The 20195-nt window shown below is 68.5% G+C and carries 22 protein-coding genes; 16 read left to right on the top strand and 6 right to left on the bottom strand.

The annotated features are described in order from the left end of the window. Positions 1–38 precede the first annotated feature (38 nt). The gene (locus tag LPA46_RS05565) at positions 39–1184 is read right to left on the bottom strand and encodes a thiolase family protein (protein ID WP_230891770.1); all 1146 of its coding nucleotides are present in this window, start codon (positions 1182–1184) and stop codon (positions 39–41) included. 122 nt (positions 1185–1306) lie between these two features. Here LPA46_RS05565 and LPA46_RS05560 point away from each other — a divergent pair, with 122 nt between their 5' ends. The 4 genes from LPA46_RS05560 to LPA46_RS05545 all read left to right on the top strand — a co-directional run bounded on the left by LPA46_RS05560 (position 1307) and on the right by LPA46_RS05545 (position 8656). Further along, entirely contained in the window at positions 1307–4366 is a 3060-nt protein-coding gene (locus tag LPA46_RS05560; RefSeq protein ID WP_230891769.1) for an FAD-binding and (Fe-S)-binding domain-containing protein, read from the top strand. A 223-nt stretch (positions 4367–4589) separates the two neighbouring features. Beyond that, positions 4590–6272, top strand: a complete 1683-nt coding sequence (locus LPA46_RS05555) for a flippase activity-associated protein Agl23 (protein ID WP_230891768.1) — start codon at positions 4590–4592, stop codon at positions 6270–6272. Positions 6273–6524: 252 nt separating this feature from the next. Then, positions 6525–7841, top strand: a complete 1317-nt coding sequence (locus LPA46_RS05550; RefSeq protein ID WP_230891767.1) for an ATP-binding protein — start codon at positions 6525–6527, stop codon at positions 7839–7841. Beyond that, positions 7838–8656, top strand: coding sequence for an MBL fold metallo-hydrolase (locus LPA46_RS05545; RefSeq protein WP_230891766.1), 819 nt, complete (start codon positions 7838–7840; stop codon positions 8654–8656). The genes LPA46_RS05550 and LPA46_RS05545 overlap by 4 nt, the downstream gene beginning before the upstream one ends. A 13-nt stretch (positions 8657–8669) precedes the next feature. Here the strand turns inward: LPA46_RS05545 and LPA46_RS05540 are convergent, their stop codons facing one another. Beyond that, the gene (locus LPA46_RS05540; RefSeq protein WP_230891765.1) at positions 8670–9656 is read right to left on the bottom strand and encodes a DUF5787 family protein; all 987 of its coding nucleotides are present in this window, start codon (positions 9654–9656) and stop codon (positions 8670–8672) included. 168 nt (positions 9657–9824) lie between these two features. Between LPA46_RS05540 and LPA46_RS05535 the strand changes: the two genes are divergently transcribed. From LPA46_RS05535 to rdgB, 10 genes are all read left to right on the top strand, one after another. After that, positions 9825–11063: a translation initiation factor IF-2 subunit gamma gene (locus LPA46_RS05535; protein ID WP_230888055.1), complete on the top strand. Its 1239-nt coding sequence runs from the start codon at positions 9825–9827 to the stop codon at positions 11061–11063. Beyond that, the gene (locus tag LPA46_RS05530) at positions 11063–11440 is read left to right on the top strand and encodes a twitching motility protein PilT (RefSeq protein WP_230891764.1); all 378 of its coding nucleotides are present in this window, start codon (positions 11063–11065) and stop codon (positions 11438–11440) included. The genes LPA46_RS05535 and LPA46_RS05530 overlap by 1 nt, the downstream gene beginning before the upstream one ends. Beyond that, complete coding sequence (locus LPA46_RS05525) at positions 11441–12004, top strand: DNA-directed RNA polymerase (RefSeq protein WP_230888053.1); 564 nt, start codon at positions 11441–11443, stop codon at positions 12002–12004. It begins immediately after the preceding gene. Next, the gene (gene spt4, locus LPA46_RS05520; RefSeq protein ID WP_059057698.1) at positions 12005–12202 is read left to right on the top strand and encodes a transcription elongation factor subunit Spt4; all 198 of its coding nucleotides are present in this window, start codon (positions 12005–12007) and stop codon (positions 12200–12202) included. A gap of 1 nt (position 12203) precedes the next feature. Continuing rightward, complete coding sequence (locus tag LPA46_RS05515) at positions 12204–12737, top strand: GTP-dependent dephospho-CoA kinase family protein (RefSeq protein WP_230891763.1); 534 nt, start codon at positions 12204–12206, stop codon at positions 12735–12737. A gap of 78 nt (positions 12738–12815) precedes the next feature. Continuing rightward, positions 12816–13127, top strand: coding sequence for a 30S ribosomal protein S24e (locus LPA46_RS05510; protein WP_230888051.1), 312 nt, complete (start codon positions 12816–12818; stop codon positions 13125–13127). Then, entirely contained in the window at positions 13127–13261 is a 135-nt protein-coding gene (locus LPA46_RS05505; RefSeq protein WP_167245830.1) for a 30S ribosomal protein S27ae, read from the top strand. The genes LPA46_RS05510 and LPA46_RS05505 overlap by 1 nt, the downstream gene beginning before the upstream one ends. Before the next feature lie 8 nt (positions 13262–13269). Beyond that, entirely contained in the window at positions 13270–14892 is a 1623-nt protein-coding gene (locus LPA46_RS05500; protein WP_230891762.1) for a bifunctional N(6)-L-threonylcarbamoyladenine synthase/serine/threonine protein kinase, read from the top strand. Between the two features lie 40 nt (positions 14893–14932). After that, positions 14933–15208, top strand: coding sequence for a DUF5808 domain-containing protein (locus tag LPA46_RS05495; protein WP_230888049.1), 276 nt, complete (start codon positions 14933–14935; stop codon positions 15206–15208). A 37-nt stretch (positions 15209–15245) separates the two neighbouring features. Continuing rightward, on the top strand, positions 15246–15800 hold the full coding sequence (gene rdgB, locus LPA46_RS05490; RefSeq protein WP_230891761.1) for an RdgB/HAM1 family non-canonical purine NTP pyrophosphatase: 555 nt from the start codon (positions 15246–15248) through the stop codon (positions 15798–15800). A gap of 1 nt (position 15801) precedes the next feature. Here rdgB and LPA46_RS05485 read toward each other — a convergent pair whose 3' ends face one another. From LPA46_RS05485 to LPA46_RS05475, 3 genes are all read right to left on the bottom strand, one after another. After that, positions 15802–16272, bottom strand: a complete 471-nt coding sequence (locus tag LPA46_RS05485) for a DUF7384 family protein (protein WP_230891760.1) — start codon at positions 16270–16272, stop codon at positions 15802–15804. Between the two features lie 90 nt (positions 16273–16362). Continuing rightward, positions 16363–17130, bottom strand: a complete 768-nt coding sequence (locus LPA46_RS05480) for a DUF6517 family protein (RefSeq protein ID WP_230891759.1) — start codon at positions 17128–17130, stop codon at positions 16363–16365. Positions 17131–17185: 55 nt separating this feature from the next. After that, the gene (locus LPA46_RS05475; protein WP_230891758.1) at positions 17186–18058 is read right to left on the bottom strand and encodes a dihydrodipicolinate synthase family protein; all 873 of its coding nucleotides are present in this window, start codon (positions 18056–18058) and stop codon (positions 17186–17188) included. A 207-nt stretch (positions 18059–18265) separates the two neighbouring features. Here LPA46_RS05475 and LPA46_RS05470 point away from each other — a divergent pair, with 207 nt between their 5' ends. Beyond that, on the top strand, positions 18266–19471 hold the full coding sequence (locus LPA46_RS05470; RefSeq protein ID WP_230891757.1) for an inorganic phosphate transporter: 1206 nt from the start codon (positions 18266–18268) through the stop codon (positions 19469–19471). Positions 19472–19526: 55 nt separating this feature from the next. Further along, positions 19527–19934 (top strand): hypothetical protein, encoded by a 408-nt coding sequence (locus LPA46_RS05465; RefSeq protein ID WP_230891756.1) that lies wholly within the window; start codon positions 19527–19529, stop codon positions 19932–19934. Between the two features lie 3 nt (positions 19935–19937). Here the strand turns inward: LPA46_RS05465 and LPA46_RS05460 are convergent, their stop codons facing one another. Next, positions 19938–20144: a DUF7501 family protein gene (locus tag LPA46_RS05460; protein ID WP_230891755.1), complete on the bottom strand. Its 207-nt coding sequence runs from the start codon at positions 20142–20144 to the stop codon at positions 19938–19940. Positions 20145–20195 lie beyond the last annotated feature (51 nt).

Below are 20195 nucleotides of genomic sequence, written 5' to 3'. Positions count from 1 at the left end.
TTTCGTGGTTTCGGCGCGGGCGACGCGCTGATGAGAGGCTACTTCCGCTCGAACGTAATCGCCGCGCCCTGCCCGAAGCCGACGCAGAGCGTCGCCATCCCCTTCTCGGCGTCGCGCTTGTTCATCTCGTGAATCAGCGTGACGGGGAGCCGGGCGCCGCTGGCGCCGAGTGGGTGGCCGATGGCGATGGCGCCGCCGTTGACGTTGAACTTCTCGTTGTCGATGCCGAGTTCGTCGCGCGCGTAGACGGTCTGGGACGCGAACGCCTCGTTGAGTTCCACGAGGTCGAAGTCGTCGACGTCCTCGCCGGTGCGCTCTAAGAGTTCCCGGGTGGCCGGGACGGGGCCGATGCCCATGACGCGGGGGTCGACGCCCGTGACGTTGTGGTCGCCGACGTACGCGAGCACGTCGAGGTCGTGGTCCTCGGCGAACTGCTCGCTCGTGACGAGCGTCGCGGCCGCGCCGTCCGAAATCTGGCTGGCGTTCCCGGGGGTCACCGTCCCGTCGCCCTTGAACACGGTCGGGAGCTGGCCGAGGGCTTCGAGAGAGGTGTCGCGGCGGATGCCCTCGTCCTCCTCGACGACGCCCTCGTCCGTCTCGATGGGAACGATTTCGTCGTCGAAGCGCCCGGAGTCGGTGGCCTCGGCGGCGCGCTGCTGGCTCTGGAGCGCGTACTCGTCCTGCTGCTCGCGGCTGATGTCGTGGCGCTCGGCGACCTCCTCGGCGGTCATCCCCATCTGGAGTTCGGGCACGTTGTAGTGCTCGGCGAGTTCGGGGTGGAGGTGCTGGTAGGAGTCGCCGTCCATCGGCACGCGGGACATGTTCTCGACGCCGCCCGCGATGATGGCTTGGCGCTGGCCCGCCCTGATGGAGTCGGCCGCGCGCATGATGGCCTCCATCGAGGACGCACACCAGCGGTTCACGGTCGCCGCGGGCACGTCCTCGCCGAGTTCCGAGAGGAGCGCGATGACGCGCGCGACGTTGTTGTCCTGTTCCTTGCGCTGCTGGGCGACGCCCCACTGGAGATCGTCGATGTCGTCGCTCGTCAGGTCGTGTTCGTCGAGGATGTGGTCGATTAGCGGAATCGAGAGGTCCTCGCTGCGGGTGTCCGCGAACACGCCGCCTTCCTTGCCCTGGGGGGTTCGGTAGGCCGCCGCGATGACTGGGGTGGTGTCGCTTGCCATACTGCTACTGACGCGCGACGGACCATAAACCTCCGACAACGCGTCGCACGGTGCTCGCGGTTTACCGCGCTGGTTTTGACGCGACGACTAACTTTAATTATCGACCGTGTGGATTCCGGAACGTGACTTCCGAGGGAACGCACGCGACGTGGTCCGCGCAGGAACTCGACGTCGAGCGGCCGGACGCTGCCGAGTACCGCAAATTAGCGGGCGACCTCCGTTCGCGCGTGGACGGCCGGGTCGCGTTCGACGAGTACGCTCGCGTCCTGTACGCGACGGACGGCAGCATCTACGGCGCGCAGCCAGCGGGCGTCGTGTTCCCGACGGACGTAGCCGACGTCCAGGCTGCGATAGAAGTGGCGACCGGCCACGGCGTGCCGATTCTCCCGCGCGGCACGGGGTCGTCGCTCGCGGGGCAGACGGTCGGCCCGGGCTGCGTCGTCCTCGACGTCTCCCGGCACATGGACGACGTGCTGGATGTGGACCCGGGCGCGAAGCGGGCGCGCGTCCAGCCCGGCGTCGTGCAGGACGACCTCGACGACTGCCTCGCCGAGCACGGCCTCAAATTCGCGCCCGACCCCGCGTCCTCGAACCGCGCGACCGTCGGCGGCGGCATCGGGAACAACTCCACGGGCGCGCACTCCGTGCGCTACGGCATCACCGACGCCTACACCGAGGCCGTCACCGCGGTCCTCTCGGACGGCTCAGTCATCGAAGCCCGCGAAGTCGTCATCGACTCCCCGGAGTGGGAGCAAATCGTGGCGGGCGACGACCGCGAGGCCGACCTCTACCGGACGGTCCACGCGCTCGTCGAGGAGCACGCCGACGAAATCGAGGCGCGCTACCCGGACCTCAAGCGCCGCGTCTCCGGCTACAACCTCGACCGCGTCGTCTACGAGAACGACGACGGCGAGCGCGTGCTGAACCTCGCGAAACTGTTCGTCGGCGCGGAGGGCACGCTCGGCGTCGTCGTCGAGGCCGAACTCTCACTCGTGACCGTGCCCGAGGAGACGGCGCTGGCGCTGTACTGCTTCGAGAATCTCACCGACGCGATGCGGATGGTTCCCGTGGCACTGGAGTACGACGTCAGCGCGGTCGAACTGATGGACGACGAGGTGTTCCGGCTGGCCGCCGAATCCGACGGCTACGCGGAGTACGTCGAGCCGATTCCTGACGGCGCCGAGGCCGCCCTGATGCTGGAGTTCGACTCCGAACTCCACGACGACTTCGAAGCCGCCATCGAAGCGACGAACGAGCGATTCCTCGACGAGGGGCCCGCGTTCGACGTCCTGGAGGCGTACACGGAGTCCGCACAGGACGACCTCTGGAAACTCCGGAAGGCCGCGATTCCGCTGCTGATGTCGCTGCCGGGCGACCCGAAGCCGTACCCGTTCATCGAGGACGCGACGGTCCCCCCGGAAGACCTCGCGGAGTACGTCGAGCAGTTCGAGGCGATTCTCGACGACCACGACACCTCCGCGGCGTACTTCGCGCACGCCGGCTCGGGGACGCTACACATCCGGCCGATTCTGAACCTCAAGGAAGAAGTGGGCATCGAGGCGATGCACTCCATCACGGAGGCCGTCACCGACCTCGTGCTCGACCACCACGGCTCCTTTTCGGGCGAGCACGGCGACGGCATGGCGCGCACCGAATTCACGCCGAAGATGTACGGCGACGACCTCTGGACGGCGTTCAAGGAGGTGAAGACGGCGTTCGACCCCGAGTGGTGGATGCATCCCGGGAACGTCGTCTACCGCGAGAGCGCCGCCGACATCGGCCCGGACTCCGAGCGCGGCGTCGGCGCGGACAACCGCGAGCACCTCCGGTACGGCCCCGACTACCAGTCCGTCGAACCGCAGACCGAACTCGACTTCGCCGAGGACGGCGGGTTCGCCGAACTCGTGGAGCGCTGCAACGGCTGCGGGACGTGCCGACAGACTGACTCGGACGTGATGTGTCCGACCTACCGCGCGTCGAAGGAAGAGGTCCAGACGACCCGCGGCCGAGCGAACATGCTCCGCGCGGCCATCAGCGGCGACCTCCCCGAGGACGAGATTCACTCCGAGCGCTTCCAGTCGGAGGTGCTGGACCTCTGCGTCGGCTGCAAGGGCTGCCAGAGCGACTGCCCCACGGGCGTCGACATGGCGAAGCTCAAGGCCGAAACCAAGCACCGCCACCACGAGGAGGCGGGTGCGACGTTGCGCGAGCGCTTGTTCGCGGACATCGACGCGGCCTCGAAGCTCGGCTCCGCACTCGCACCGCTCTCGAATTGGGCGACCGAACTTCCGGGCGCGAGAAAGGTCCTTCAGTCCGTCTTCGGTATCGCCCCCGAACGCGAACTGCCGCCGTTCCGCCGCGAAACCCTGCAAGACTGGTTCGAGAACCGTGGTGGGTCCGCCGTCTCCGTCATCGACGCCGACCGTCGCGTGCTCCTGTTCCCGGACACGTACACGAACTACTCCTACCCGGCTGCGGGGAAGGCCGCCGTTCGCACACTCGAAGCCGCGGGCGTCCACGTCACGATTCCCGACGACACCGCTCCCTCCGGACGCGCAGCGTTCTCTGCTGGGATGCTCGATAAGGCCGGCGAGCGAGCGCGCGCCAACGTCGACCAGTTCGCGCCGCGCGTCGCCGACGGCTGGGATGTCGTCTTCGTCGAGCCCTCGGACGCCGTGATGTTCCAAGACGAGTATCGCGACTTGCTCGGCGACGCTTCTCGCGTTGCGGACGGCGGCTCCCGCACGCCGGTCGAACGCGTCGCTGACAGCGCCTACGGCGTCTGCGAGTACCTCGACGCCTTCCGTCTCGACGAGAACCTCTCGGTTCCAAACCGCTCGCCCGGTGCCGCCGGCGTGCTCAGCTACCACGGCCACTGCAACCAGAAAGCCACCAACAAGGACCACCACGCGGTCGGCGTCCTCCGGCGCGTCGGCTACGACGTCGACCCCCTCGACACCACGTGCTGCGGGATGGCCGGGAGCTTCGGCTACCACGACGAACATTACGACCTCTCGCAGGCCATCGGTAGTCGGCTGTTCGAGCAAGTCGAGGACAGCCCCGCCGACCGCGTCGTCGCCCCCGGCGGCTCCTGTCGCTCCCAACTCGGCGACCGCGACGCCGCCGACGACATTCCACCGCATCCAATCGAAGCCGTTGCCAAACTGCTGGACGGGTCGTAATTCGGGCGTCGCTGCTCGCATTTTTGGGGACCGCCGCTATGCGGCGCGCCTCGCTGTTCGCGGCTCGCCGCGCTCACCGCTCACTTCCCGAGAGCCCTCACTACGTTCGGCCTCTCGCTGCTCACGACTCCGACGGTCGCCGTTCGCGTTCCCGAGGGCCGGCGCTTCGCGCCGCCCCTCGCTATCCGGAAAGCGTTTATCGACCCCGTCGCAATCGCGTGGTATGTCTCGGTCCAGTGGCGGCCGGACGTCGCGACGCCGCGTCGCCGCCGCGCTCGTCGCCGTCGCCGCCCTCGCCCTCCTCGCGCGACTCTGGAACCTCGGCTGGCGGGTCGCCCACCAGGACGAAGCCCGCGTCGCCGACTGGATTCTCCACTACATGGAGGTCGGCGCGTGGACGTACCGCCCCATCATCCACGGGCCGTTCCTCCCGCACGTCAACGGCGTCGTCTTCGACCTGCTCGGGCCGTCGGACTTCACGATGCGGCTGGTCGTCGCGGTCGCCGGCGCGCTGCTCGTGGTGACGCCGTGGCTGCTGCGCGAGCGGCTCTCGCAGCCCGCACTCGTCGCGACGAGCCTCTTCTTCGCCGCCAATCCCGTGTTGCTGTACTACTCGCGGTTCATGCGCAACGACCTGCTGCTGGCAGCGTTCATGTTCACCGCGTTCGGGCTGTTCGTCCGCGCGCTCGACACGGGGAAGGCGCGCTACCTCTACGCCGCGGCGCTCCCGTTCGCGCTCGCGTTCACGACCAAGGAGAACGCGCTCCTCTACCCCGTCTGCTGGCTGGGCGCGCTCGCGCTCGTTCTCGACGGCCGGCTCGTGCTCGCGAAAGCCGACGACGGGACGTCGCGCTGGGAGGTCGCGCGGTCGCACGTCCGACGTGCTGCGCGCGCCGCGTGGCAGTACAAACTCCACCTCGGCGCCGCGCTCGCGGAGGGCGCGGTCGTCGTCGTGGCGTTCTACGCGCCCAAACCCGACCTCTACGAGGCGCTCGGCGATCCCGCGCTGCTGCCGGGCGTGCTCCGCGACGCGACGCTCGGGTCGTGGAACGAGTTCCTGGGACTGTGGGGGTCGACGGGGATGCAGGAGCACTCCTACGTCGCGTTCCTGAAACACGACCTCACAGTGCTCGGCGCCGGCGCGACCGCGCTCGTCGTGTTCGCCGTGCTCGGCTTCCTCTACGAGCGGTACGCCACGGTGGAGCCGCGGCCGGTCGTCGAGGTCTGTTTCTACTGGGGGCTGTTCTCGGTGTTCGGCTACCCCGCGGTCGCGGACATCTCCGCGGCGTGGACGATGATAAACGCCATCGTGCCGCTGGCGGTGCCCGCTGGCGTCGGCGTTGCGCTCGTCTACGAGCGCGGCCGCGCGGCCGCCGCGTCCGGGAACTCCGCCGGTGCTCGCGCCGTCGCGCTCGCGCTGCTCGTCGCTGCCGCCGGCACGGGCGCGGTCGCCGCGCAGACGACGTACGCGAACCCGCAGGGGCCGGACAACACGCTCGTCCAGTACGCCCAGCCCGCCGGCGAGATGCAGCTGACGCTACAGGAGATTCGCGACATCTCCGCGACCAACGACGGCGTCGACGTGATGTACTACGGCGACGAGTTCCACCACCCCGACGACCTCTCGGAGAAGCCCGAGTTGAACATCACGCGCGGCGGCTACACGGGCTGGTTCGAGCGCCTGCCGCTGCCGTGGTACTTCGACCAGTACGGCACGAACGCCTCCAGCACGCTCTACAACGAGACGGTGTTCGAACACGAGCCGCCGGTCGTCATCGCGCTCGACGACGAGGACGCGGCCCTCGAAGACACGCTCACCGAACGCGGCTACACCCGCACCGTCCACCAGGGCTACCAGCACAGCCGCCCGGTCGTGTTCTACATCCGCGCGAACGCGACGGCCTGACTGCGGGCGGGACGGAAGACGAACGCAGTGAGTCTTCCGGGACTGAAAGGGGCGGCGCGGTCGCGCTTCGTTTAGTCGTCTCGGCGACCCCTATCCACGACCGGAGGGAGCGGATATGTCGACGAGCGACCGCGAGCGCGCCGGGGCTTTCGAGGCGTTTTAGATGAGATCAACGCTAACCACTCCAGTACTGTTCTCCTTCCAGGACGACTGCGACGCGCTTATGCGCCCCGAGGTGGTAGGTCAGTGGTAGTGACTGAGGCGCTCGACGTCGTCGAATTCCTGTTGTCGGCCCGCATCTACGACAAGCACCGGGAACTCGACGAGAACGACCTGCCGCCCGCGTACCGCACCGTGCTCTGGGGGGACGACGGCGTCCCGCGACCGCCGAAGACCACGGAGACAGCCGTCAGCGAGGGCTCCGGCGTGGACGAGCCCTGGGAAGCCATCTCCGGGCTGATGTTCACCGACCGCGACACGTTCGCGGGGAGCATGAGCCTCGTGGACGACGAGATGGCCGTCGACTGGTTCGTCGACAACGCCGACGCCGACCGCGTCCGCGAGAATCCCGTGCTGGCGTACGCCGTCGGCGACGAGTTCGACGTGGACTACGAGGAGGTCCGCGAGGACAACCGACCCGTGCAGGCCGACCCGCAGTGGATCGACGGCCTGCTCTCGGAGTACTTCGACGAGGACGACGAGGAGATGCTGGACCTCGTGGAAGTGCGCTCGCCCGCGGAAATCGACGTGACTCTCGACGACATCGTGCTCACGGACGAGCAGGAGGCCGAGATTACGAAGGTCGCGAAGGCCATCGAGCACCGCGACTACCTCGCGACCATCGGGCTCAGCGAAATCGGGAAGCTCCTGTTCGTCGGCCCACCCGGAACCGGGAAGACGTCGACGGCCCGGGGGCTCGCCCACCAGCTCGACCTGCCGTTCGTGGAGGTGAAGCTCTCGATGATTACGAGCCAGTACCTCGGCGAGACGGCGAAGAACGTCGAGAAGGTCTTCGAGGTGGCCAAGCGGCTCTCGCCGTGTATCCTCTTCATGGACGAGTTCGACTTCGTCGCCACCACGCGGACGGGCGACGAGCACAACGCCATCAAGCGCGCGGTGAATACGCTCCTGAAGAGCATCGACGAGGTGAGCCTCGTCAACGACGACGTGTTGCTCATCGGCGCGACCAACCACCCCGACGAACTCGACGCCGCGGCGTGGCGGCGCTTCGACGAGATTCTGTCGTTCCCGCGGCCCGACGAGGGGATGCGCGCCGAAATACTGGAAATCGTCACCCGCGAACTCGCGGTCGACGACCTCGACGCCGAGGCGCTCGCCGCCGAGACCGAGGGCCTGACGGGGAGCGACCTCCGGCTCGTGCTCCGCGAGGCCGTCCTCGACGCGCTCATGGAGGACCGCCGGACGCTCACGCAGGACGACCTCGTGGCCGCCGTCTCCGACTTCGAGGACCGCGACCACCTCCGCAACCTCGACACGCTCGAGGAGGCTATCGACGACCCGGACGAACCCGACGACGACGCTGCGCACGCTGGCCACGACCACGCATGAGGGTCACGCTGCTCGGCACGGGTGACACCACGGGCACGCCGACGCCCGGGTGTGACTGCGAGACGTGCCAGGCAGCCCGCGACCGCGGCGTCGAACGCACGCGGTTCGCCGTCCACGTCGAGGACGAAGCCAGCGGCGACGCGCTCCTCCTCGACTTCAGCCCCGACTTCCGTACGCAGTTCCTCCGCGAAGAGGTCTCGCTGCCGGACGCGGGCGTCGTCTCCCACATCCACTTCGACCACCTGGACGGCCTCGGGAACTCCTACCGGCTGTTCGACGAGCTTCCCGTGTACGCCGCCGACGAGACCGACCCAAAAACCGACGAGAGCGTCGCCGAGACCGTCGCCCGGAAGTACGACTACCTCGACAACGTCGACCCGCGAGCGGTCACGCCGCACGAGCCCTTCGAGGCCGCGGGCTTCGACGTGACGCTCGTGCCCGTCGACCACCCGCCGCTGCTGTGCTACGGTGTGGTCGTCGAACGGGACGGCGCGAAACTCTCACTCTCCGGGGACACGACGTACGACATTCCCGACGAGTCGCTGGCCGCGATGCGGGACCCGGACCTCTTGCTCGCGGACGGCATCGTCCCCGCGCACCTCGCCGACCACCACCCCGTCGGCGGCCGCCACGAGGACGACGACGGCGTGGCGCGGACGTTCGGCACGAAACACATGACGAAGGAGGGCGCGCTCGCGCTCGGCGACGAACTCGACGCCGACGAGACGCGCGTCGTCCACGTCTCACACTTCTACCCGGCCGACGAGGCCTTCGACGACGCGCTCGCCGTCGACGGCGAGACGTTCGACCTCTGACCGGCTCCCACTCTCAGAACTGGTCGAGCCCGGACTGCCGCCGGCGGCCGCCCGCGTCCGCGTTCCACGGCGTGTTCCGCTCGCGTTCGGCGTCGAGGTCCGCTTCGGGTGCGTCTGCCGGCTCGTAGCCCGGGCAGTCGGCGCCGCACTCGCTGGCGGGGTCGACGAGCCGGTTCTTGTACGCGCAGAACGGGAGCGTGGCAGTATCGCCTGCCTCGCCGCGAGCGGCCCGTGCGCAGTCCGGGCGGTCGTACGTCCGCCAGCCCTTGCCGTACGCGCGCTCGGCGACACGACGGCGCTGGCGCGCCTTCTCGGCGGCCGTCACTGGTCGCACGTCCGTCTTCCCCGGCTCCGAATCGAGCACTTCCAGCCCGGGGCCCGCCGAGTCCAGGGGCTCGGGCTCCCGTATCACGTCGATTGGCTCGTCGGAATCGAAGTCCACGCGCCAGACGCCGACCGCGTCGGGGAGCCGGTTCAGGTGGGCGCGCGTGACGTGGGAGGCGGTCGCGACGACCGCGTAGTCGAGGACTCCGAGGCTGGCGTCGTGGCGCATCTGGGTTTCGAGGTCGCCCGGCCGTCCGAGGTCGGGCTTGTTCTCGACGCCGACCAGTCCCCCTATCCAGTCCGGGTAGCGGGCGTGCTGGCGGACGACCGTCTGTCCACCGCGGCGGTCGAGGTCTAGGAAGCCCGTATCGGCACCCCGCTCGGCGAGGCTGCGGGCGCGCTCCGGCGGGCCGTCGAAGACCCGCGTGACGCGCTCGTACTCGCCGACCGGGACGTCGGCGTCGAACACCGCGGGTGGAATCGTCTCGCTGGTGAGTTCGGTGCGGGCGTCGAACTCCGGGCCGCCGAGTACGCAGACGGTGTCCACGATGCGGCCGCCCGCGGCGTGGACGCTCGTCCCGAGTTGCCGTGCGACGATTCCCGCGTCGCCGACGCTCGGGACGCCGCTGGCTTCGAGGTGGGCGCACAGCCGGAGTTCGAATCCGAACTCTCGCACGCCTCTCCGTTCGTCGTTGACGGGGTTAAACGCCCGGTTCGGTCGCGGCGTGGGCGACGCTATATCGCGCCAGCGAACGGCGTTTTGACGCTCGCTGACCCGGCGCCTCTGTAACAGTAGGTTTATCAGTCGTTCGGGGCGAAATTCACGCAAGATTACTCTGTGAACATGGCAGACAATCACCGACAACCGGAGGTGAACATCGGACTGGTTGGTCACGTCGACCACGGAAAGACCACGCTCGTCCGGGCGCTCAGCGGCGAGTGGACGGACCAGCACTCCGAGGAGATGAAACGCGGCATCTCCATTCGCCTCGGGTACGCCGACGCGACGCTGCGGCGGTGTCCGGACTGCGACGAGCCCGAGTGTTACACCGTCGCCGAGGAGTGTCCCGAGCACGGCACCGAGACGGAGGTGCTGCGCACGGTCTCGTTCGTGGACGCACCCGGCCACGAGACCCTGATGGCGACGATGCTCTCGGGTGCGGCAATCATGGACGGCGCGGTGCTGGTCGTCAGCGCCAACGAGCCCGTCCCCCAGCCCCAGACGGAGGAACACCTGATGGCGCTGGACATCATCGGCATCGAGAACATCGTCATCGCCCAGAACAAGGTCGACCTCGTGGACGGCGAGCAGGCCCGACAGAACTACGAGGAGATTCAGGACTTCGTCGAGGGCACGGTCGCCGAGGGCGCACCCATCGTCCCCATCTCCGCCGAACAGGAGATCAACATCGACCTCGTCATCGACGCGCTCGAGTCCGAGATTCCGACGCCGGACCGCGACCCGGACGCGGACCCCCGGATGTACGTCGCGCGTTCGTTCGACATCAACCGCCCCGGCACCACGTGGGACGGTCTGCTGGGCGGCGTGCTCGGCGGCAGTCTCGTGCAGGGCGAACTCGACGTCGACGAGGACATCGAACTCCGCCCCGGCCGCGAGGTCGAGGAGGGCGGCAAGACGGAGTGGCGGTCGGTGTCTACCACCGTCCGCAGCCTCCAGGCCGGCGGCGAGGACGTCGACGCGGCGTCGCCCGGTGGCCTGCTCGGCGTCGGAACCGGTCTCGACCCGAGCCTCACGAAGGGTGACGCGCTCGCCGGGCAGGTCGCCGGCCCGCCGGAGACGCTCCCGCCGACGTGGGACTCCTTCACGATGGACGTCGACCTGCTCGAACGCCTCGTCGGCGCCGAGGAGGGCGAGACCATCGACGAAATCAACACCGGCGAACCGCTGATGTTGACCGTCGGCACCGCGACCACCGTCGGCTCCGTGACGAGCGCTCGCGACGGCGAGTGCGACGTCCAGCTCAAGCGGCCCGTGTGCGCGCCCGAGGGTTCGAAAATCGCCATCAACCGCCGCGTTGGCGCGCGCTGGCGCCTCATCGGCGTGGGTACGCTCACGGAGTGATGCGGGTCGCCATGGACGCCAACGCGCTGATGATGCCGGTCGAGGCCGGAGTGCGGGTCTTCGACGAACTCGACCGCGTATTAGACGATTACGACGCCGTCGTCCCCGAGACGGTCCTCGCGGAGCTGGAGAAGCTCGGCGCGGGCAGCGGGGAGGAAGCGACGGCTGCGAGCGTGGCGGCGGACCTGGCAGACCGCTGTGAGACCGTGGAGACCGAGGAATCGTACGCAGACGACGCGCTGTACGCGCTCGCCGTCGACGGCGACGCCGACGCGGTCGTCACGAACGACGGCCCCCTCCGTGAGCGCCTGCTCGACGCGGGCGTGCCGGTAATTCATTTAAGGGGCCGGAATCAAATGACTATCACTCGACCATAAATGTACAAGCGAGCACGGCTGAAAGACACGATAGAGGTTCCGCCCGAGCACCTCGGGGACGTGAGTCCGGACCTCGTGAAGCGGCTGCTGCAGGACAAACTGGAAGGGCGAATGGACGAGGACATCGGGAGCATCGTCACCGTCACTGAGGTCCACGACCTCGGCGAGGGTGCGGTGTTGCCGAACCGTCCTGGCGTCTACTTCAAAGCGGAGTTCGACGCCGTCACGTTCGACCCCGAGATGCAGGAAGTCGTCGACGGCGAAATCGTCGAAGTCGTGAGCTTCGGCGCGTTCGTCGGTATCGGCCCCGTCGACGGGCTCCTGCACGTCTCCCAGATTTCCGACGAGTACCTCGCGTTCGACGAGGAGAACCAGCAACTCGCCTCCCGGGAGTCTAACAGCGTCATCGGCACTGGCGATTCGGTGCGGGCCCGCATCGTCACGAAGAGCATCGACGAGCGCAACCCCCGCGAGTCCAAAATCGGGCTCACGGCGAAACAGCCCGGCCTCGGGAAGCACGGCTGGCTCCGCGAGGAGCGCGAGCAGAGCGAGGAGGCCGAGTAGATGGCGTCGAACCGCCTGGCCTGCCACGACTGCCACCGCATCGTCGAGCCGGACGAGGAGATGTGTCCGTACTGCTCGTCGACGAGCCTCACGGAGGACTGGGCGGGGTACGTGGTCATCACGCACCCCGAGGAGTCCGAAATCGCGGAGAAGATGGAGGTCTCGGAGCCGGGCGAGTACGCGCTGAAGGTCCGGTAGCGTGGCTCGCGCGGCCGCGACGCTCCCATCGGACGCCCGCGGGGCGTTCAAGGAGCCGCTGGGCCCCGTCTACGAGGACGCCCAGCGACTGCTGGCGGACGCCGGCGACCCCATCATCGCGGTCGGCGACGTCGTCACCTATCACTTAGTCGCGGCGGGCGCGCCGCCGAAAGTCGCGGTCGTCGACGGGAAGACCGAACGAGAGGCGGTCACTGCGGAGGTCGCGGGCGGCCGGCCCGATGCCGACCGCACCGTCGAGGTCGCCAGCGACCCGGGCACAATCTCGGAGGAACTCCTCGAAGCGCTCGTCGAGGCAATCCACGCCGAGGGGTCGACCTTGTTGTCCGTGGACGGCGAGGAGGACCTCGCGACGCTGCCGGCCGTCGTCGCCGCCCCTATCGGGGCGAGCATCGTCTACGGCCAGCCCGGCGAGGGGATGGTGCTGGCGAACGTGACGAGCGCGCTCGAAGAGCAGGCCCACGAACTCTGCGAACTCCTGGAGACGACCGAGGCGTTCTGGGCGCTGCTGGAGTGAGCCCGAACGCGCTCGCGGCCGCAATCAGCCCTTCGAAATGCTTTTACTGATTTCGCGTTCATATAGGAACAACTGACCATGGAAATCGAGATTCTGGAGCAGGAGGACAACCCCCTGCTTCACCGGACTGAGGTCAAATTCGAGATAGAACACGAGGACGCCACGCCGTCGCGGCTCTCCGTGCGGGATAGCCTCGCGGCGAAACTCGACAAGGACTCCGAGGAGGTCGTCGTCCACGAACTCGACACGAAGTTCGGGATGCGCAAGACCGTCGGCCGCGCGAAGACCTACGACTCCCCGGAGGACGCCGCGGAAGTCGAACACGAGCACATGCTCGACCGCAACAAGATCGGCGCCGAGGAGGAAGCCGAGGCGGAGGAGGCTGAGTAATGCCTCGGAGCGACTACTACAACGACGACGGCACGACGGACAAGGAGATGTGCCCGCGCTGCGGCGACACCTTCCTCGCGGACCACGGCGACCGGCAGTACTGCGGGAAGTGCGGCTACACCGAGTGGGACTAACCCGGTAGATGCGGGTTCTCGGAATCGAGGGAACTGCGTGGTGTGCGAGCGCGGCGCTGTACGATTCCGAGACTGATTCTGTCGTCATCGAGTCCGACGCGTACGCCCCGGAGAGCGGCGGCATCCACCCGCGCGAGGCCGCCGAGCACATGCGGTCGGCGATTCCTGCGGTCGTCGAAACTATCCTCGACGAGAGCGACGGCCAGATAGACGCAGTCTCGTTCTCCCGCGGCCCCGGCCTCGGCCCGTGCCTGCGCATCGTCGGCTCCGCGGCGCGCGCGCTCGCCCAGACCTTAGACGTCCCACTCGTGGGCGTCAACCACATGGTTGCGCACCTGGAAATCGGCCGCCACCGCTCCGGCTTCGACGCGCCCGTCTGCTTGAACGCCAGCGGCGCGAACGCTCACGTGCTCGCATATCGGAACGGCCGCTATCGCGTGCTCGGAGAGACGATGGACACGGGCGTCGGGAACGCCCTCGACAAATTCACGCGCCACGTCGGCTGGTCGCACCCCGGCGGCCCGAAGGTCGAAGCCTACGCGAAAGACGGCGAGTACACCGACCTGCCGTACGTCGTGAAGGGGATGGACTTCTCGTTCTCGGGCATTATGAGCGCCGCCAAGCAGGAGTACGACAGCGGCACGCCCGTCGAGGACGTCTGTCGGGGGCTCGAGGAGACAGTATTCGCGATGCTCGCGGAGGTCGCCGAGCGCGCGCTCTCGCTGACCGGCCGCGACGAACTCGTCTTGGGGGGTGGCGTCGCCCAGAACGACCGGCTGCGCGGGATGCTCGAAGCGATGTGCGAGCAGCGCGGCGCGGACTTCTTCGCGCCCGAACCGCGCTTCCTCCGGGACAACGCGGGGATGATTGCGGTGCTCGGCGATAAGATGGCGCGCGCCGGCGACACCCTCGAAATCGAGGAGTCCGCCATCGACTCGAACTTCCGGCCCGACGAGGTGCCGGTGACGTGGCGCGAGCCCGAGCCGCCCGCGCGCCCCGACAGCGACGTTCTGCAGGGCGCCGAGGCCACGGTCACGTTCGAGAACGACCACGTGACGAAGGCGCGCCTCCCGAAGGGGTACCGCCACCCCTCTCTGGACGCCCGCCTGCGCCGCGACCGCACCGTCCTCGAAGCCCGCCTCACTAGCGAGGCACGCCGCCACGGCGTCCCCACGCCCCTGGTCTGGGACGTCGACGTGCCCGAGTCAACGCTCACGCTCCAGCACGTCGGTGACACCGACCTCCGGGACGCCCTCACGGAGTCCCGCGTCCGGGACGTGGGCCGCCACCTCGCGACGATTCACGACGCCGGCTTCGTGCACGGGGATCCGACGACTCGTAATGTTCGCGTGACCGCGAAGCGGTCACGGAACGAACGAGCGGGGAGCGAAGCGACCCGCAAGCGCGACGGCGACGACCGCACGTTCCTCATCGACTTCGGGCTCGGCTACAACACGGACGACGTGGAGGACTACGCGATGGACTGCCACGTCTTCGAGCAGAGCCTCGCGGGCACCGCCGACGACCCCGAGCCGTTGACGGCAGCGTTCGAGGACGCCTACCGCGAGGCGGGCGACGAGTCGGTGCTCGACCAGTTGCGCGCCATCGAGGGACGCGGGCGCTACCAGTAGTCCCCAAACTGATTTGGGGGCTGGCGCCGAACCAACGAGCATGGTCGAGAAACCGTCCAGCGGCGAACTGTTCGGCGTCCCCTACAACTTCGAGCGCCCGAAGCTCAGCCGGATGCTGCAGTCGTACTGGCAGCCCGGCGAGGGGATGCTCGTGGAGAAGCCGTTCGGCATCGGCTACACGCTGAACCTCGCGAATTGGCGGTCGTGGGTCGTGCTGGCGGTCGCTGGCGTGCTGCTCTGGCAGCAACAGCAGAGCGAGGGCGACGACGAGGAGGGTGCCGTCGAGGAAGCCGTGGAAGTCGTCGTCGACGACTAATCGACGCATCCAACTCGGTGCGCGCCGACGCCTCGGTATGCGCACGCTCCGGTTCGTGACGACGAACCCCGGAAAGGTCCGGGAAGCCGAACAGTATCTCGCCGACGTCTACGACGTCGTTCAGCATGACTACGACTACACCGAGATTCAGAGCGACGAGCTCGCCGACATCGCGGCCCGCGGCGCGGAGGACGCCTACGAGGCCCAGGACGCCGATGTTCCCATCATCGTCGACGACGCTGGGCTCTTCGTTCGCGCGCTCGACGGGTTCCCGGGCCCGTACTCCTCGTACGTCGAGGACACGCTCGGTATCGAGCGTGTCTGGGACCTCGCCGAAGACCTAGAGGACCGCCGCGGCGCGTTCCGCTGTACGGTCGCGTACACGGACGGCGACGTGACCGAAACGTTCTCCGGGGCCGTGCAGGGAACCATCGTCGCGCCGCGCGGCGAGGGCGGATTCGGCTACGACCCGATTTTCGAGTACGACGGCGAGACGTTCGCGGAGATGGACACCGAGCGGAAGAACGCGCTCAGCCACCGCGGTCGCGCGCTCGCGAAACTCGCCGACTGGCTCGCGGAACGGCAGCACTGAGTTATTCGCGGGGGTCGCGGTCCGGACCGGGGTAGTTGCCGCCGACGACCGTCGGGTACAGTTTCTCCGGGTCGAACAGCCGCGCGAACGCGTCCGGCGCCTTCACGCTGACGTCCACGCGCCCCTTCAGTTCCATGCCGGTGCGCGCCGAGCGTAGCGTCTCGTCGTACGTGAGGACATGCGCGGCGTCGCCGGCGTGTGCGGCACCGAGCGCGGGCTGGTCGCCCTCTGGGTGGCTCACGAGCGTCGCCTCGGCCTCGATGCGCTCGCGCCAGTCGGCGGCGAGGGCGGGGTCGCCGAGCGCCGCAATCACGGCTTCGGCGTCGTCGAGCAACGGCTCGCTGGCGACGAGGTCGACCCACGAGTGCGAGCGCACGTGGTCGAGGGCGGCGCGCGCATCGCCGTCCACGAAGAGGTCGGCAGCGAGCACGTCGGCGTCCGCGGCGACCCGCGCGGGACTCACGTCACTCATCGTCCTCCCGGCGTTCGGTCAACGCCGCGCGTACGTCGCCCACGTCGGTATCGTGGTCGGCGGCGCGGTCGAAGAGGTCCTGCCACGTCGTCATTCTGTGGCCGCCATCAGCCCGCGGACCTCGTTCTGGTACTCGCCGGGGGTGAGCCCGAGGTCGACGTCGACGGTCACCGAAATGGCCTCGGAGAGCTCCTTCTCGGTGGTCGTCGTGAAGTTCTCGCCGGGGTACGCGCCGCCCGCAACGACCATGTAGTCACCCTCGTTCCACACCGCGAGGTCGCCCGCGACCTCGATGGCGCCCGCGTCGATGGTGAACGTCTCCCCACTGGCTTCGTACTCCATCGTGCCGACCGGGAACTCGCCGCGGAACGTGCTGATGCCGGGGCTGGCTCCCGAATCCGTCTGAAACTCCGTCTCGCCGGTCTTCGTGACGTTCTCCAGGCCGTTGTCCCGCATCCGCTGCTCGAATTGGGACTCGGCGGCGGACTCGACCTCCGAGAGCACCTCCGAGCGGCCGACGCCGCCCGGGAGGTTGTTGAGGTCCGGGGAGAAGTTGATGTGCGAGGCCGAGTAGATGGCCAGCGTGCCGTCGATTTGGCCGAGGGTCTTCTCGCGGACGGCTGCGGCGAGCGCCTCGTCCTCGTAGGCCACGGTCGTGGACTTCGCGGTGACCGTCACGGGGCCGTAGCTCTGCTCGAAGACGGTCTGCTCGCTCTCGTCGGTCTTCGTCCATCCGCCTTCGGAGAGCTGGTCCTCCGGGACGTTCGGCGGCGCGACGGAGCCGACCGCGCCCGAACAGCCCGCGAGCGCGCCGAGTCCGACGACGCCGGCGGCGCCGAGGAATCTGCGTCGGTTCATGCCACAACATCGGTCGCTCCGCGCTAAAGGGTCTTCCGACGCCCGCAACCCCGAGCTACGGCAACGCTTCGTCGACGAGCGCCGCGAGTTCCGCCGCGGCGTCGTCGTCGACGGGTCGGTGGGGCGACCGGACGATACCCGCGGGCCGGTCTCGGGAGCGCATCGCGGCCTTCAGCCCGGGGACGCCGTACTCCGCGGTGACCGCGTGGTCGAGGTCGAGGATGCGGCGGTTCACGTCGCGCGCCGCCTCGTCCTTGCCGGCGGTGTGGAGTTCCGCGATTTCGTCGGCGCGCTCGGGGACGACGTTCGATACCGCGAGGATGCCGCCGTCAGCGCCCGCGTCGAGTGCGGCCGCGAACACGCCGCCACTCCCCACGAACAGCTCGAAGTCGGCGTCGGCGGTGTACTCGCGAGTACGCTGGAACGCCGCGAGGTCGCCCGCAGAGTCTTTCATGCCCGCAATATTCGGGTGGGTCGCCAGCGATTCGACGGTCCGCGGGTCGAGGCGCACGTCCGTGTACGCGGGGACGCTGTAGAGGTACACCGGGAGCGGCGACTGCTCGGCGACCTCCCGGTAGTACGCCGCGAAGTCCGCCTGGTCGTGGTCGTAGTAGAACGGCGTCACGACGAGCGCGCCGTCCGCGCCCGCGTCGGCCGCTCGTACGGTCGCGTCCAGCGTCTCCCGAAGCCCGGGACTCCCCGTGCCAGCGAGCACGGGCACGTCGGCTGGTACGGCCTCGACGACGGTCTCCACGACCGCCGCGCGCTCGCCGGCGGTGAGCAGTTCGGCCTCGCTGTTCGACCCGCAGGGCACGAGGAAGTCCGCACCCTCGTCGATTACCCACGCCGCGAGGTCCGCCAGCGCGTCGTGGTCGACGCTACCGGTTCCGTCGAAGGGCGTCACCAGTGGCACACCGAGTCCGTTCATGCCTGGCTGGACGGCTCCCTGCCCTGTAGCCTTTCGTGCCGCGTCGCGTCTGACGAATCTTTATTACGCACGAGGGGGACCCATCATCTGGACGCGCGTTCGACTCTCCCCCACTCTCCCCCCGCGCGTCCGGCACTCCCCACTCCCGCTTTCGGACACCGAGTGAGAAGACGTTATTATCGACTCGTTCCTACCGTCCCGGCGACCGTGACAGAGACACTGCTCGCCGTCGGCGTGCTCATCGCGTGTTTCGTCGCGTACAACATCGGCGGCGCGACGACCGGCCCGGCGTTCGGGCCCGCAGTCGGTGCCGGCGCCATCACGAAGGTGACCGCCGCCGCGCTCATGTCGGTGTGTTTCTTCGTGGGCGCGTGGACGCTCGGCCGCCGCGTCGTGGACACGCTCGGCGAGGGGCTGCTCGCGGACCCCGGCGTGTTCACGCTCCCGGTCAGCATCACCGTCCTGTTCTTCGTCGGCGGGGCGCTCCTCGTCGGCAACCTCTCGGGCGCGCCCGCGTCGACGTCGATGACCGCGGTCGGCGCTATCGTCGGCCTCGGGCTCGCGTCCGACAGCGTGAATTGGGCGGTGGTCGGCGAAATCGCGAGCTGGTGGCTCGTCTCCCCCGCAATCGGCTTCTGGGTGTCCGTGATGGTGGGGCGGTACTTCTACCCGCGCATCGACAACGTGTTCGCCATCGACCAGAGCGACGGCCCGCTGCTCGCCCTCGAGCGCGACGGCGCGCTCCCGCGGCCCGTGCTCGGCCCGAACACGACCCGACGCGAGTTCGTCGGGACGGTCGTCGTCGTCGCCATCGGCTGTCTGATGGCGTTCAGTTCGGGGACGAGCAACGTCGCCAACGCCATCGCGCCGCTCGTCGGCAGCGGCGAACTCGGGATGAACGTCGGCATCCTCGTCGGCTCGGCGGCCGTCGCGGTCGGCGCGTTCACCATCGCGCGCCGCACGATGGAGACGCTCGGCAACGACATCACCGACCTCCCGCTGACCGCGGCCATCGTCGTCGCCGTCATCAGCTCCACCATCGTCGTCGCGCTGTCGGCTGCCGGCATCCCAGCGAGTTTCGTCGTCATTGCCACCATGTCCATCGTTGGCCTCGGCTGGGGGCAGGCGACCCGGACGTTCGCAATCGTGGACGCCGTCCGCGGCCAGGCCACCCCCCGGATGTCCGTTGGCGCGCTCGCGACCGACGAGGACGCGCCGACCGTCGGCGACCCGGAGCTCGACGGCGACGACACGACCCGCGACATCGGCGAGCCCTCCCCCGAGGACCTCCCCGAGAGCTCCGAATTGTTCGACCCGTCGACAACCATCCGCGTCGTCGCGATGCAGAACCTCGTCCCCGTCGTCGCCACGGTCGGGTCGTTCCTCGCGTTCGAGCTGGTCTTCTTCGGCTGACGACGCCTCAACCGGGCACAGGGCCTTTGTACGCGCCGGACCGAACCTACAGGTGATGCCACCGCTCAGTGGACGACAGACGCAGTTCTACATCGACGTCGTCTACGGTGTCGCGTTCAGCCTGGGCTTCGGCTACCTGCTCGTCTTCGGGATGGACGCCCGCGTCGCCGCGCTCCAGGGCGGGCTCGTGCTCGGCTACTTCCTGCGCGTCTGGGAGAACATGAGCATCTACGAGCAGATTCTCGAAGAGCAGGTCGCACAGGCCGCGGAGACGAAGGTCGCCGCGGAGGTCGACGACCAGGTGTCGGGTGCCGTGGCCGACGAAGTGGAGACGCACGTCGAAGACCACGTCGAGGAACACGTCGACGACCGCGTCCAGGAGCGCGTCGAAGAAGAGGTCGAGGAACACATCGAGGACGCCGACCCGCGTCAGTCCGACGTGGTCGGCGACCCCTCCGCCTGAGTTCTACCCCGCCCAGCCGCCGGGGACGTCGTTGGCGACGCGGTCGCGCCACGCGTCGAAGTCCGCGTCACACTCGGGGTTCTCCTCGACGTGCAGCATGAATCCCTTCCCCGGCGAGGCGACGTACTCCCCGCAGAACGGGCACTCGTGAGGGTCCGATTCGTACGTGTCCGATTCGTGTGCGTCGGTGCTGGGGTTCTTCGTTGCCATATCCGGGCCTCGGCAGCGAAGAAATATAACGCTGTTCCGTATACAGATTAT

It is taken from the genome of Halobacterium sp. KA-6 (assembly GCF_021029015.1).
GTDB lineage: Archaea > Halobacteriota > Halobacteria > Halobacteriales > Halobacteriaceae > Halobacterium.
Note: the sequence above shows the minus strand (reverse complement) of the source record. Positions and strands in the feature narration are given on the sequence as shown.

Coding starts and splice junctions, on each gene's coding strand:
- LPA46_RS05525 (WP_230888053.1), top strand. CDS start 11,441: ATGTACAAGCGAGCACGGCTGAAAGACACGATAGAGGTTCCGCCCGAG.
- LPA46_RS05535 (WP_230888055.1), top strand. CDS start 9,825: ATGGCAGACAATCACCGACAACCGGAGGTGAACATCGGACTGGTTGGT.
- LPA46_RS05505 (WP_167245830.1), top strand. CDS start 13,127: ATGCCTCGGAGCGACTACTACAACGACGACGGCACGACGGACAAGGAG.
- LPA46_RS05475 (WP_230891758.1), bottom strand. CDS start 18,058: ATGAACGGACTCGGTGTGCCACTGGTGACGCCCTTCGACGGAACCGGT.
- LPA46_RS05565 (WP_230891770.1), bottom strand. CDS start 1,184: ATGGCAAGCGACACCACCCCAGTCATCGCGGCGGCCTACCGAACCCCC.
- LPA46_RS05555 (WP_230891768.1), top strand. CDS start 4,590: ATGTCTCGGTCCAGTGGCGGCCGGACGTCGCGACGCCGCGTCGCCGCC.
- LPA46_RS05495 (WP_230888049.1), top strand. CDS start 14,933: ATGGTCGAGAAACCGTCCAGCGGCGAACTGTTCGGCGTCCCCTACAAC.
- LPA46_RS05545 (WP_230891766.1), top strand. CDS start 7,838: ATGAGGGTCACGCTGCTCGGCACGGGTGACACCACGGGCACGCCGACG.
- LPA46_RS05500 (WP_230891762.1), top strand. CDS start 13,270: ATGCGGGTTCTCGGAATCGAGGGAACTGCGTGGTGTGCGAGCGCGGCG.
- spt4 (WP_059057698.1), top strand. CDS start 12,005: ATGGCGTCGAACCGCCTGGCCTGCCACGACTGCCACCGCATCGTCGAG.
- LPA46_RS05465 (WP_230891756.1), top strand. CDS start 19,527: ATGCCACCGCTCAGTGGACGACAGACGCAGTTCTACATCGACGTCGTC.
- LPA46_RS05510 (WP_230888051.1), top strand. CDS start 12,816: ATGGAAATCGAGATTCTGGAGCAGGAGGACAACCCCCTGCTTCACCGG.
- LPA46_RS05485 (WP_230891760.1), bottom strand. CDS start 16,272: ATGAGTGACGTGAGTCCCGCGCGGGTCGCCGCGGACGCCGACGTGCTC.
- rdgB (WP_230891761.1), top strand. CDS start 15,246: ATGCGCACGCTCCGGTTCGTGACGACGAACCCCGGAAAGGTCCGGGAA.
- LPA46_RS05530 (WP_230891764.1), top strand. CDS start 11,063: ATGCGGGTCGCCATGGACGCCAACGCGCTGATGATGCCGGTCGAGGCC.
- LPA46_RS05480 (WP_230891759.1), bottom strand. CDS start 17,130: ATGAACCGACGCAGATTCCTCGGCGCCGCCGGCGTCGTCGGACTCGGC.
- LPA46_RS05460 (WP_230891755.1), bottom strand. CDS start 20,144: ATGGCAACGAAGAACCCCAGCACCGACGCACACGAATCGGACACGTAC.